The sequence below is a fragment of the Enterococcus sp. DIV0170 genome (assembly GCF_051710765.1).
Classification (GTDB): Bacteria; Bacillota; Bacilli; order Lactobacillales; family Enterococcaceae; genus Enterococcus_A; species Enterococcus_A raffinosus.
The window spans coordinates 840,297-854,059 of the sequence record NZ_JBIOLG010000002.1; the positions used below are offsets into that span (position 1 = coordinate 840,297).

A 13,763-nucleotide genomic window follows, 5' to 3' on the forward strand; every position below is an offset into this window, starting at 1 on the left:
TTACTTTTTACGCTAAAGCGTCAATGCCCGTTTCCTTGGTTCGAATGCGAATTGCCTCTTCCAAAGGTGTCACGAAAATTTTTCCATCGCCCTTGTTGCCGGTCTGGTTAACCTTTAAGAGAATCTGGATTAGACGTTCCACATCCTTTTCCTCTAGATAGATTTCAATGATTCGCTTGCTGACAAACGGATACTCTTTGACAGATTTTCTAACATCAGCATTCTGTACATCATATTGCTGCTGCTCGCGACCACGTCCCAACACTCGGTAGGTATTAAGGGAGAAAAAATTTTCATTCAATAAAGCGGCTTTTGTTTCATAATATTTCGTATCGCGTATGATCGCTGTTACTAATTTCATGACTTCATCTCCTTATAATTTTTCTTCACCGCTGCTGACGGTCACAGCCTTTTCTACTGGAAGAACAAAAATTTTCCCGTCACCAAACGATCCTTCAGAGCCTGAACGACAGATCTTTTGAATACAATTGATGACCTTTTCACCATCCGTGTCTTCCACGACTAAAACGATAGTCTCCTTGGGAATCTCATCATAATAAACATCTCCTAATTTCAACCCCCGCTGCTTCCCTCGCCCCAACACACTGTATCTAGTGGCCGAGACAAAGCCGTTTTCAGCCAACTCATTCATTACCTCGTTTACCTTTTCCGGTCGTACTACCGCGCGAATCATTTTCATACTCGTCATTCCCTTCTGAATTTAAAAAAACTGGTAGACCTCTCGCACTCAGAGGCCTACCAGTGCTAAGCATTCTCCATATGAACCATTCACCCCGGCAGGCAAATCATTCTGGATATTTTTTTACTATCATAATGAATTGCAGCATACTTTTCAATAGCATATGTTATATTTTCTAACATGATTTAAAAGTTTTTCTAAAAATGAGACATTTCGCGTCACTTTTCATTACATGGATAGGTATCGAAACACAAAAATCATTAAAAAAATGAAGGCCGCCAAAATTATTTTGGCAACCTCCACTGTTTTACAATTGAATCAATTCTTCTACTGATAGTTCCGATAGATCAGCAGCCCATCGGTCGGCGCCTTTTAATTGCTGCGTGTCGCCTATTCCAATCGCATACATGCCGCATCCTTTGATCCCATCAATCCCGGCTTGGGCATCTTCAAAACCAATGACTTCGGCTGGTTGAAGTGCCATTAATTGCGCCGCTTTAATGAAAATCTCTGGATCTGGTTTTCCCTTTGTCAAAGCTGCCGGATCGACCACCCCCACAAAGTAATCATTGATCGCTAATTTGGTCAGAATGAGCGGGGCATTTTTAGATGCAGAGGCAACAGCACAGGGAATCTCAAGCCGGCGGGCGTTCATTAAGAAGTAGCGCACACCTGGCAGAACCTCTTCCGGAGTCAGCTCTGCTAACAGCTCGACATAATGACGATTCTTTTTTTCCGCCAGCTCAGCTTTTTCAGCATCCGAAAAGATCTCGATTTTGCCGCCATAGATTAAAATTCGTTCCAGTGATTCCTCACGGTTGATGCCTTTTAATTGTTCATTGAACTGTTTGTCAATCGTAATGCCAAGTTCAGCTGCCAGCTGCCTCCATGCCATGTAGTGGTATTTAGCCGTATCGGCGAGCACACCGTCTAAGTCAAAAACAAAGCCCCTCATTACGCCTCTCCTTCTATTTGCTTTTCTATCGAATGTTCCTGATGATTGACATAGATCCGATATTTTTGATTTTTAAAATACGTATAAAACTCCAGCTCTTCGATTTCTGCAGGCAAATTTGGAGCCATGGTCAATGTATCATTCACCACCTGCAAATTGCAGAATCCGTAGACGATCGTCATAAACGTACCGCCCATCGAAGCCGTATGGATGCCGTCCTTAGTATTTTTATGACTATTATCAAGGTCAGTACGGGCATTTTTCAAGAAATAGTCATAGCCTTTTTCTACCTGACCCAAACGGCTATAAACAGTCGAAAACGTTGAATAGGACAAGGAAGAATCATGAGTCGTAACCTCGTCATAATAGGCGACACTTTTTTCGATCGTTGCATTGTCAAAGGTATCCTGAAACAGCATCAAGGCTAATACCGCATCTGCCTGCTTAGAAATTTGATAACGATAAATCGTTAAGGGATGATAATTCAGCAATAAGGGATACTTCGTTTCGGCCTTTGAATACGGCCAAGCACCTTTATTTAGGAAGTCGCGATCCTGCGCGATAATTCCCCTTTCTTCGTCAAATGGCAGTGTCATTTTTTCAGCGAATTGCGGGAATGCTTGAAGCTCCTCATCCTTCAGCTGGAGTTTTTCTGTTAATGCCCGCCAACTTTCAGGGCGTTGCTTCTTCAATATTCGCGCCAACCGATCAATCCACTTAAATTGATACGCCACTAATTGATTGGTGTAATAGTTATCGTTCACCAGCACCGTGTATTCATCCGGTCCGGTGACTTTATCAATGTGGAACTGGCCATTTTTCATATAGCCAATTTCAGTGAAGACGCGTGCTGTTTCCAGCAGAACCTCAAAGCCGTAATCCGCCATGAAGTCCAGATCCTCCGTGTAGCGATAGTATTGAATGAAGGCATAGGCAATATCCCCATTGATATGATGCTGCGCCGAACCACCTTCAAAAAATGGTGAAGACTCTGTTCCAGAAATTGTCCGCCAAGGGTAAAGAGCGCCTGTTTGGTATCCAAAAAGCTGACGATTCTTGCGAGCTTGGTCCAAACTATTGTATCGGTATGTCAGTAATTGTTTGGCTAGGGTTGGATTCAAGTGTAAAAAGACTGGAAAGACAAACATCTCTGCATCCCAAAAGTAATGTCCCTCGTATCCGCTCCCGCTTAACCCCTTAGCTGCAATACTAGTCGTCCCATTAGTCCCTAGAGATTGCAGCAGGGCGAAGGTACTATAGTTAACACTTTCCTCTAATCGTTCAGTACTTTTGATTCGAACCTTCCCACTTTTCCAAAAGGTGTTTAAAAAACGCGTTTGTGCTTGTACCAACTGGGAAAATGTAGCATCTAGACCCTCATGCTCCTGCTGCTGGAAGGCATAGCTTAGATTTTTTTGGTAGCTAGTCCCCTCCAATTGGGTGCGAATGACGATTCGGTCTGCTTCAATCGTTTGAGCTACAGTGTGATTATCAATCGACCAGGCCAATTCCGCTTCTAGTTGGGAACCTGTTGTACCGAAACGACATCGTTTTTCGGTTAAATCAATTGTCTTGACCGTGATTTTTTGCAACTCATGGCTCATTCGCGGGTCCTCTTTATCAATCGTACGGATAGGATAAAAATTCAAATGGATAGTTAATTCGATCTCCTCTTCATGGTTTAACCGTTGAAAATCAATTTTCATTGAGAAGAGATTTTTGTATTGAAAAGATGCTAACCGCGAAATCGTCAGCTTCGTTCGACGCCCCAAAGGCGAACACCAAACCAAACTGCGAACCGTGATCCCCTTTTCCATATCTAAATAGCGTTCGCTTTCGCTGATCGTGCCGTTATTTAGTGAAAATTGCTCGCCTCCGATCGTAATCAAGGTGGTCTGCCCATCAATAACGCTGATCATCGTTTCTCCTGTGGGGGTGAAGCCATACATTTTTTCAGGATAATGGATCGTCTTCGTTTCATAAAATCCGTTGATGTAAGTTTCACGATTGGTTGAAAAATGATCGTAATACTCTTCTTCCAGGTTTCCCCGCAGACCGATGAAGCCATTGCCATTAAACAAGAGACTCTCGGCCTTTTCTAATGTTTCAGTTTCATAATCATTTAAATAAATTTTCATGCTGTCCTCCAAAAAAGCAGGATGGAAGCTTCATCTCCCAACCTACACTCACGTTTATGAATTTGCTGCTAAGCCCTCAGCAGGTTTTTCCGCCGGTGAGGCTTCGATTTTCTCATCTTTTTGTAAAACAAGCGTCAGTACGAAGGATAGAACAACGGACATCAGCATCATTGCTAGACCGGCCACCACATTACTCGTACCTTTTTCACCTGAGAATCCTAAGATCGCCATCAGACTGTTTTGCGGTACATATAGCGTCACATGCATCAAACCGGCGAAGCAGCCAGAAATCCCGGCGCTGATACACGCTGCCACTAACGGCTTTTTGTATTTCATCGTGATTCCGTATAGCGCAGGCTCAGTAATCCCCATAATGGCAGACACTCCTGCCGCAGCCGCGATTGATTTGACATTTTTCTGTTTTGATTTGAAGGCCACCGCCAAAGTAGCACCACCTTGAGCTAAATTCGCACAGACTTGCGCCACTAAAATCAATGATTCTGTTCCAGTTGCGGCAAAGGAAGCCACAAAGATCGGTGTTAACGCATGGTGCATGCCGGTCATTACGATAAATGGCATCGCGGCGGCCAACAACGCCACCATGATAAATCCTAGCTGTCCCTGCAACAAATTGATTACCCAAGCCAGCCCTTGTCCTGCGAAATTCCCCAATGGACCGATGACGATTAATGCTAACGGTGCAGTAATCAATAAGGTTAAGGTCGGATTCAATAAAATTTTTAATGATTGCGGAGTGATCTTATCAACGCCGCGTTCAATATAAGACATCGCCCAAATCGTCAGCAGCGCTGGAATTACTGATGCCGCGTAGATCACGCCCTGAATAGGCATCCCCAGAAAAGAAATCGGATCTCCCGATGCTACCCACTGGCTAAAATTCGGATGCAGGAAAACACCTACAACAATAATTGCGATGGAGGTATTTACTTTAAACTTGTTTGCCGCAAAGACCGCCAATAAAATCGGCATAAAGTAAAAGGCGCCGTCCCCGATAAAATCTAGTACGCGATACGTGCTGGATTCATTGGACATCCAATGAAAAGTCGTCGATAGAGACAATATCACTTTGATCATCCCGGCAGCAGTTAAAGCTGGAATCATTGGTGTCATACAGCCGGTGATGGTATCGATGACTTGATTAAAAAGACTGGTTTCCTTCTTGGCCGAACCGGCTGCTGCATCAGATTGTTTACTTGGCTCCGCATCACCATTGGTTATACCTTGACGAATAATTTCTTCAAAAACCTCTCCCACATGACTGCCGATAATCACCTGTAATTGTGTCGGCGTCGGATTCACACCAACCACCCCGTCAATCGCCTTCAAGCTGTCCAGATCCGCTGCTTTTGGATCCTTTAAATCAAACCGTAAACGTGTCGCACAATGAACGGCAGAATTGACGTTGGCTTTTCCTCCTAGACCTTGAATGATTTCTTTTCCTAACTGTTGATACTTTCTCATTGATTTTGCTCCTTTCTATTCAAATACAACGGCACCATTTGATGCAATAACCTTTTGATAAAACGCAAAACTGTCTTTTTTATAGCGCTGATGCGAACCATTGTTTTCATCATCCTGATCCACATAGATCACGCCATAACGTTTACTGATTTTTCCTTCACTCACACTGGGAAGATCAATGATCCCCCACATGAGATACCCCATCAAATCAATACCATCTTCCTCCATCGCTAGCTTCATATTTTTCACATGTTCTTTTAGATAGTGGATACGGTAATCATCGTGGACCTTTCCATCCACAAAATCATCCTGCGTTCCAATCCCATTTTCAACAATAAATAAAGGTTTATGATAGCGATCCTGCAGCTGATTTAACGTGATTCTCAATCCCAACGGATCATCTTGCCAAACGCTCTTGGCTTTTGGTAAATACGGATTTCGCAGCGTGGTATACCCATTTGTAGCGACACGATCAATCCCGTTTTCTTCTGCTGCGGTACAAGCACTGGAATAATAGCTGAAGGAAACAAAATCAACGGTATTTTTCTGAAGGGCCTCTCGATCCGCTGGATAAATAGTTAGGTTCAGCTGTTTATCTTTTATGAAATGCGAGAAGAACCTTGGATATTCACCAAAAACTTGAACATCTGAGAACAGCAGATTTTCCTTTTCCTGCTGAAGCGCCGCAAAAACATCTTTAGGATCACAAGTGTAGGCATAGGTTTTCCCCGCGGCCAACATTGCTCCGAATTGATTGTCCGGATCTATTCGCTTGCCGGCTTCAATCGTCAAAGCATTCGCCAACAATTGATGATGTCCTGCTTGATATTGGATGGACAGATTGTCTTTTCCTTCTTCAAACAGGATGCCGCCACCGATAAACGGTATGTGCAAGACCATATTCATTTCATTAAATGGAATCCAATAGTTGATCCGTCCTTTAAAGCGCTGCATCACTGTTTCAGCATAGTGAAGAAATAGCTCAACCACTTTACGGTTTTCCCAGCCATTATATTTTTTCACTAAATGAAACGGAATCTCAAAATGCGATAGTGTCACGATCGGCTCCATCTGCAGCCTTTCCAGTTCCGTCAAAATATTTTCGTAAAACTGCAATCCCGCTTCATTGGGCGCCTCCTCCTCACCGGTTGGAAAAATCCGTGACCAAGAAATTGAGAAACGAAAACTATTCGCTCCCAACTCCTTCAATAAAGCGAGGTCCTCCTGATAATGATGATAAAAGTCATTGCCATTTCGTCCTGGATAAATTTCGTCACCTCGTGATTCTAAGATAGACGCTGACTGATTCTTATATACTGCCTTAAGACGTCGATCATCTAATGGCAAAAAATCAAAATTTGATGGCTGCCGCCCATCAGCCAGGTAATTCCCTTCACTTTGTGCGGCGGAGGTTGCTCCGCCCCAAAAGAATTGCTTTTCCTGCTTCATCTATTTCTTCTCCCTTTTGGTTCGTATTCGCTTTCATTCGTGTTGATACTTTTATTATAGCGGGGAATTCTTTTTTTCATTCCCCCATTTTTGTTCTATTATTCTCAAAAATTGTCTTGATAAAATGCCGTTTACGAAAAAAAGAAGATGACAAAGACATTGTCATCTTCCTAGAACTTAGTCAATTTTCATGGCATTTCGGTATTCCAGCGGCGCCATCTCCATAGATCGTTTAAACAGACGGTAAAAGGTTTTGTCACTTTCAAACCCTGTCTGAGTAATAATCTCTGACACCGGCAAATCACTATTTATCAGCAGCCACTTAGCCTTATCAATACGATAATCGTTTAAAAAGCTCAAAAACGTTTTGCCCGTGTTTTTCTTGAAAAATTTGGTGAAGTAAAACGAGCTATAGCCAGAAACTGCTGCGATATCCTGCAATGTCAGAACCTCTTGATAATTAGCCTCGACATAACTAAAAATATCATCCAGCTTTTCTAGCACATCTTTCGTTGCCAGCTTGTTCATTTTTTCGGATGACCTGGTCCTTTTCGGAATATCACGAATCAATAGAGTGAGAAGCTGAAAAAGCTGGGCTTTTAAAGCAACGTGATAGCCTAGAGACTGCTGCTTTATTTCCTGATTCATCCCTTCAAGTAAATGACGAACAGAAGCTTCTGTCTCTGACTCCCATTGAGGACTTACCGGTTGTAATTCCGCAAGTACTTTTTGAAGATCAGCCTGCTGCTTTCCTGCCGAAAAATACGGTAAATCAAATTGATAGACAAGCCGCTCACTGCCTGGCGAAGCCAACACATAGTGAATCAGCCCACCGCTAATAAAAGCGATCTCTCCTTCGCTTAATTTATAGGGCACATCATCGATTCCCAATGCTATGGTCCCTTTCGTCACGTAGATCAGCTCAACTTCGCGATGCCAATGGGGCGTTGTTAGAATATCACCATCATTCATTAGCATCCGAAAGGGAAACGCTGTATCTAAATCTGGCATTTCTAAATAGATGGCCATCCTGTTCACCTCTCACCTCATTTTGACTGAAAATAATGGGAATGTAAACGACCTTTTTTGATATGCCTGCTGATTCTAAAACTAGTTATAAATCAGTTAATTAGTATCCGAGGAAATTCAAAAAATTTCCCACGTTTCACTATAGACTGTAGTTACTACTTCGCTTCTTTATGTTTCTTCCTTTTATGATACTCGGCGAGTGCACGATTGAAATTTGCGATCACGGCAGTAATAATTCCCACCCCGATTAAAACATAAATAATCGTAAAAACTTTCCCTAAAGCCGTTTGGGGAGATAAGTCCCCGTACCCAACAGTAGCTAATGTCATAACCGAAAAGTACAATGCATCCAAATATGTCATCCCTTCCACATTATGATAAAAAATGGTTCCAATCGTCAGGATAAATAGCACCGCCAACATGATGGCCTTTTGTTCTTCCTGCCGAAATAAAATTTTTAAAATATGCCACAAGCTTCGAAATAATAATGCGAATGCAACCATGAGAACCGCCTTTCAAGCCAGTTTGTATTTCTGAATTACTGATCTAGCTGCTTATACTGTTTATTTTAGCAGATATTTCATAATTAGAACGAGTAACAATTAGCCGATCACCTTCTTCTTTCTACAAAATAAAAATAAGACTACGCAAATACTTCGAATCACGTAGTCTATTCTTTATTTGCTGACTACAGCAACACCAAAAATCAGTTTTTAAACGTTGCTCTTTCTATTTTTCCGATAAACCAACATGGCGACAATCAATATCACTAGGCCTAAAATTATAAATGTATAGTTGACGACCTCCCCAGCTTTGATTAAGGACGTTTGTCCACTAGCGCTGCTGCCCCGTTGAGGGCCACCAGTAGTTTTTTGATTATTTAGACTCGTTACTTTCGAAACAACTTCTTTTTTGTATACATAGGTAACTGCTTGGGCGTTTATCGTGAACTGACCCTTAGGATTTCCTTGCACTTTACTAAATGTGTACCCTTTAATTTCCTTTACTTTTGTAATATAAGGATCGCCCACTTTTCCAGAAATCGTCTCAGAGTCACTAAGTTTTCGACCTGATTCATCCACATAGTGCACCGTCACAGCACCGTTTTGCTCTTTAATGGGCTCATTTTTTATATATACATAAATAACGGTTTGTTCTACATCACTGAATACACCTGATGAAGCTCCTTTAACTTCCTTGAACGTATAGCCGTCAATCGCTTTAGGTTTTGTACTGTAGGATTCACCGACTTTATCAGAAAGGGTATCCGGCTCAGCAATTTCAAGCCCTTTATCATCAACATATCGTACGGTTACCGTCCCTTGGGCAAACACCTTGAATGTCACCGGAATTGCGATAGTCGTTGCATTGTTACTGGTAATTTCCAGCGTTGTTTCGTAGGTTCCCACGGTCAATCCTACTTCTGGTTCAATTGTAAAGTTCACACTCGCTCCAACAGCTAATTCAGGAGCGTCAATTTCCCCTAATTGAAAAGGAGCTTTTTCTGTGCTTGCAACTGATAAATTAGTGACGGTTTCTTCACTAGTGTTTGTGATAGTCACCTTACTTTTAAGTGATGCAGGTGTGAAGCCAAGTGCCGCCTCCAAATTTAACTTTTCAGGATTTACAGATAACCTATCTTCCTTTTCTGGACCTGCCTTGATCTCGTATTCTCGTACTTTACTAGCGAAAGCTGTATTTGAAACAGGGTATCTAGCTTCGTAAGTACCTGGCGAAAGATTTTCTGTTGCACTTCCCACTACCGGTATCCATTCTTCTGTCCCTTTTTCTCGATATTCAACTGCCATCGTATTGTAATTCATTGTAAGTTGTCCATCGTTCGCACCCGCATAGGTTTCATGTTTAATAGTTATATAATTTGCTGGCATGTTATCACGCTGTGGAATGTTCAATGTTAGGGGATCACTATCTTGTTTTGTTGTGTCACTGGCCAATCGAACAATTTCCCAGTTTTTCCCTCCATAATTCGCACCCATCATCTCTTCTGTGATCTCATAATCGGATGCTTTAGTGACTTCTAATTCCTTATTTCCATTGGTCATTTTATAGCTCGCCGTTGGGTCAAATCCAGTCAGTTTTTCGTTCTTGTAGTCAATCTTAATTTCCGGTGTAGCTTCTTTTTCTAAACCTGCCTTGATCACACAATGTCTTACGCTACTTGCGAAATCTTTATCTGTGGCTGGATATCTTACTTCATAGGTTCCTGGGTCCAAGTTACTTATCGTGCCAGTAGAAATATCCCATTTTTCTTCACCTTCTTCTCGGTATTGGACAACTACGCTAGATGAACTCATTTGTAATTGACCATCGTGGGCACCTTTATAGGTTTCATGCTTGATTGTGATTACATTTGCCGCAATTACTCTGCGCATTGGGATGTTTACTGTCTGCGAGTCACTATCTTGCTTTGTTGTGTCACTGGCCAATCGAACAATTTCCCAGTTTTTCCCTCCATAATTCGCACCCATCATCTCTTCTGTGATCTCATAATCGGATGCTTTAGTGACTTGTAATTCCTTATTTCCATTGGTCATTTTATAGCTCGCCGTTGGGTCAAATCCAGTCAGTTTTTCGTTCTTGTAGTCAATCTTAATTTCCGGCGTAGCTTCTTTTTCTAAACCTGCCTTGATCACACAATGTCTTACGCTACTTGCGAAATCTTTATCTGTGGCTGGATATCTTACTTCATAGGTTCCTGGGTCTAAGTTACTTATCGTGCCAGTAGAAATATCCCATTTTTCTTCACCTTCTTCTCGGTATTGGACAACTACGCTAGATGAACTCATTTGTAATTGACCATCGTGGGCACCTTTATAGGTTTCATGCTTGATTGTGATTACATTTGCCGCAATTACTCTGCGCATTGGGATGTTTACTGTCTGCGAGTCACTATCTTGCTTTGTTATGTCACTGGCCAATCGAACAATTTCCCATTCGTATCCATGGGATGTCATTCCCATCATTTCATCGGTAATTTTATACTCTGAGACATTATTAATGGACAGATTTTTGATTCCACGGGTCATTTCGTAACTCGCTGTTGGGTCAAATCCAGTCAGTTTTTCGTTCTCGTAGTCAATCGAAATATTGGGTGTCTCTTCTTTCTCCTTGTTTAAAATAGTAAAATTATTTTTTTGCTCTGGTTCTGTATTTGTCGCAACTGAAGCTGGTTTCGACTCCTCAGTGGCTGATCTGCTTGTTTCTGTAATTGACTTACTTGTTTCCGCTGTTGCTACTGTTTTCGGAGGCTGACTTGTAGTCGAGCTGATAGGCATCGTACTCATTTGAGTTTGTGTGGTTTTATCATCTTGTTTCGTAGTTATGCTCGTATTCGATGTTTCACTATCATACTGCGCTTCTCCAATCACGTTGATTGGGACACTGGAAAGTCCTAATAAAAGAACTAATAAAATGGTGATTCCCTTCTGAAGCTTTTCCATAAGCTCACTCCTTGCTTTTTATTTAGTAAACGAAAAGCAAACAACGTTCTGACTCATCCACGTTTCCTGCATTTTCTACTGTATCCTTTAAAATTCAACGATCAATTGATTAGTTACTGTTCTCTCTCCTCCATTCAACCAAGGCTGCGTGGTTGTTTATTGATGTACCAACCTTTCTTATCACATTCTTTCATTTCATTAGTTAGACAATCCACACGAACAATATAAAGCTTCTCATATCTTCATTCTAATTAGTTTTATGGCACTAAACGCGGCATTGAGGATTTTCTCGTCCCAAAAAATTCGTATTTCATATAAAAATAGGTTTTAATTAAACGCTCAAAGTAATAGAGAAAGTCCCTTTCCTATTACTTTCTTTCCTATCCTGCTAAACTAAGAACAAAGGAAGTGTAACAAATGCTGCAAATAAAACGAGCTTACCTCCCAGCAAGTTTCTCAGATGGCTATCGCGTCTTAGTGGATCGCTTGTGGCCGCGAGGAAAATCTAAAGAAACGGAGAAAATTGATTTGTGGTTAAAGGAAATCGCCCCGAGTCCAGAGCTGCGGAAATGGTTTAATCATGAGGCGGATAAATATGCTGAATTTACAGTCAGATATCGTAAAGAATTACAAACCGGTTCATCAAAAGAAGCGTTAGAGAAATTAAAGCAGGTGTTGAAAGACCACGAAACCGTCACGCTGGTTTATGGTGCGAAAAATGAGACACAAAACAACGCACAAGTCCTATATGACCTGCTAACAAAAAAAAAGTCCTAAAACCAACAATTCTCTGTTGCTTTTAGGACTTTTAGTTGTTTAAAAATCACTTCTATTTTTTATTGTAGACTGGAAAATTACTTGACTCTCCGTAGTTTTCAATCGGTTGAATGGCTTTCAAAAGCTCCATATCTTCTTTAGACAATTCAAAGTCTACCTCGCCATTACTTTGTATATGAGCCTTATTTGCTGATTTTGGCAATGGCAGCAAGCCTAATTCTAAGCAATAGCGAATCGCCAGCTGGGGTACACTCACCTGATATTTTTCCGCCATTTCCTTCAGCTCTGGATTTTTCAATAGTTCCCCATGTCCGACTGGAGAATATGCCTCAATCAAGATATCATTTTCTTTACAATAATCGATCAATTCAAAGGGCGTATTGGAAATGTGCGCCAAAATTTGATTCACTGCGGGTTTGATAGTTGCATGCTGCAAAATATTTTCAACATCATGCTGATTGAAATTCGATAATCCGATTGCTCGAACCTTGCCTGCCTTGTAGGTATCTTCTAATGCACGCCACGCTTCAACATTTCCCTCGTCATAATTCGCTTCTCTGAACTCAGCCCATGGCTGTGGTGCATGAATGATCATCAAATCAATCGTATCCAACCCTAGTTTTTCCAAGGATTCGTCGATAGATTTTGAAGCTGATTCATACGTTTTATGTTCAGCGGCGACTTTGCTAGTCAGGAAAATTTCTGATCGTTCGATGCCAGAAGTACGGATGGCTTCTCCTACACCACGTTCATTTTCATAAGCCTGCGCAGTATCAATGTGGCGATAGCCAATCATTAAGGCATCCTTAACTGCTTGAACGGCTGCCTTATCTTCGATCATCCATGTCCCAAAACCGACCTTAGGGATTTTTACCCCATTATTTAATGGATAGCTCTCTTGTAAAATCATTGTTTTGTTCTCCTTTCGATGTTTAAAAACTTACACTCTAGCTTCTTTCAAGCATACTCTTTAAAGTAAGCTTTAAGTCAAGTAGTAGCTTCCTCTTGATTGATTGTTTTGTATCGCAACCATATGGTGTCCTTTTCGATGATCTCAACTTTCTTCAAATTGAAGCCTATCATTGAGGACGGATCAGTCATACTCTTATTTTCAAAAATTGTGTTGGTGGTTGGCAGGCCATCTGTGACAGGGGCTACCACGATACTTACTTCATCAACGATTTGTTCCTTTAAAAAAGCCCAATTGATCGCACCGCCACCAGATACCATCAGTGTTTTGATATTGAACAACACAGCTAATTTTTCTGAAGCGAGTGTACAATTGATTTGTTTCTCTCCGGCAAAAATATAGGAAATCTTTCGTTTTCTCAGAAAGGCAAGATAGGCATCGCTCACCTTCTCCGTTAATACCTCAATAACATGGACTGCTGGCCTTTCAGCATAGTTGACTGTGTTCGTCTGCCAGCCAACTTTTCCAGAAGGATCCGCTGAAACAATATACATCTTCGCATCTGAAACAGCTACATAATCTTCACGAGGATAAACTGGCGCAAATTCATCTAAAACCGGTGTTTGATAATGGGTAAAGTTTTCTTCCATCGTTACTCTGCCGCATAACCAAGCTTGGCTATGATACTGATCATTCGTTCTTTCATAGGAGTTACTTCCTATTTCTGTGTAATTTGAACGCATGTAAGGGCCGCTGATTTTTCCATTGATCGAGGTAAGCATGTGACAAACAATATGGGGTCTAGCCATTTGTTCTCCTCCCTAATAAAAAATGAGTTGTACGAGCGATATACTCATCGTAC

Annotated in this window: 12 protein-coding genes; 1 reads left to right on the top strand and 11 read right to left on the bottom strand. The window is 41.4% G+C overall.

Annotated elements, in window-relative coordinates; translation table 11 throughout:
• Positions 1 to 7: 7 nt before the first annotated feature.
• The 9 genes from IGI50_RS19630 to IGI50_RS19670 form a co-directional block, all read right to left on the bottom strand.
• Positions 8 to 361, bottom strand: a complete 354-nt coding sequence (locus IGI50_RS19630; RefSeq protein WP_438778224.1) for a P-II family nitrogen regulator — start codon at positions 359 to 361, stop codon at positions 8 to 10.
• 12 nt (positions 362 to 373) lie between these two features.
• Positions 374 to 700 carry a P-II family nitrogen regulator gene (locus IGI50_RS19635; protein WP_028020093.1) on the bottom strand — a complete coding sequence of 109 codons (327 nt, stop codon included), beginning with the start codon at positions 698 to 700 and terminating at the stop codon, positions 374 to 376.
• 307 nt (positions 701 to 1,007) lie between these two features.
• The gene (pgmB, locus tag IGI50_RS19640; RefSeq protein WP_438778225.1) at positions 1,008 to 1,655 is read right to left on the bottom strand and encodes a beta-phosphoglucomutase; all 648 of its coding nucleotides are present in this window, start codon (positions 1,653 to 1,655) and stop codon (positions 1,008 to 1,010) included.
• Complete coding sequence (locus IGI50_RS19645) at positions 1,655 to 3,793, bottom strand: glycoside hydrolase family 65 protein (RefSeq protein WP_438778226.1); 2,139 nt, start codon at positions 3,791 to 3,793, stop codon at positions 1,655 to 1,657. Before IGI50_RS19645 ends, pgmB begins: the two co-directional genes overlap by 1 nt.
• Positions 3,794 to 3,847: 54 nt before the next feature.
• A complete protein-coding gene (locus tag IGI50_RS19650) occupies positions 3,848 to 5,275 on the bottom strand; it encodes a PTS transporter subunit EIIC (RefSeq protein ID WP_438778227.1) in 1,428 nt (475 codons plus the stop codon).
• 15 nt (positions 5,276 to 5,290) lie between these two features.
• Complete coding sequence (locus tag IGI50_RS19655) at positions 5,291 to 6,724, bottom strand: family 1 glycosylhydrolase (RefSeq protein ID WP_438778228.1); 1,434 nt, start codon at positions 6,722 to 6,724, stop codon at positions 5,291 to 5,293.
• A gap of 177 nt (positions 6,725 to 6,901) precedes the next feature.
• Entirely contained in the window at positions 6,902 to 7,753 is an 852-nt protein-coding gene (locus IGI50_RS19660) for an AraC family transcriptional regulator (RefSeq protein ID WP_438778229.1), read from the bottom strand.
• A 155-nt stretch (positions 7,754 to 7,908) separates the two neighbouring features.
• Positions 7,909 to 8,256 carry a potassium channel family protein gene (locus IGI50_RS19665; protein ID WP_438778230.1) on the bottom strand — a complete coding sequence of 116 codons (348 nt, stop codon included), beginning with the start codon at positions 8,254 to 8,256 and terminating at the stop codon, positions 7,909 to 7,911.
• A gap of 210 nt (positions 8,257 to 8,466) precedes the next feature.
• The gene (locus IGI50_RS19670; protein ID WP_438778231.1) at positions 8,467 to 11,214 is read right to left on the bottom strand and encodes a MucBP domain-containing protein; all 2,748 of its coding nucleotides are present in this window, start codon (positions 11,212 to 11,214) and stop codon (positions 8,467 to 8,469) included.
• A 417-nt stretch (positions 11,215 to 11,631) separates the two neighbouring features.
• Between IGI50_RS19670 and IGI50_RS19675 the strand changes: the two genes are divergently transcribed.
• Positions 11,632 to 11,991 carry a DUF488 domain-containing protein gene (locus IGI50_RS19675; RefSeq protein WP_438778232.1) on the top strand — a complete coding sequence of 120 codons (360 nt, stop codon included), beginning with the start codon at positions 11,632 to 11,634 and terminating at the stop codon, positions 11,989 to 11,991.
• Positions 11,992 to 12,043: 52 nt separating this feature from the next.
• Here IGI50_RS19675 and IGI50_RS19680 read toward each other — a convergent pair whose 3' ends face one another.
• Both IGI50_RS19680 and IGI50_RS19685 read right to left on the bottom strand, forming a co-directional pair.
• Complete coding sequence (locus tag IGI50_RS19680) at positions 12,044 to 12,901, bottom strand: aldo/keto reductase (RefSeq protein ID WP_438778233.1); 858 nt, start codon at positions 12,899 to 12,901, stop codon at positions 12,044 to 12,046.
• A gap of 77 nt (positions 12,902 to 12,978) precedes the next feature.
• Positions 12,979 to 13,710, bottom strand: coding sequence for a dihydrofolate reductase family protein (locus IGI50_RS19685; RefSeq protein WP_438778234.1), 732 nt, complete (start codon positions 13,708 to 13,710; stop codon positions 12,979 to 12,981).
• Between the last annotated feature and the right edge of the window lie 53 nt (positions 13,711 to 13,763).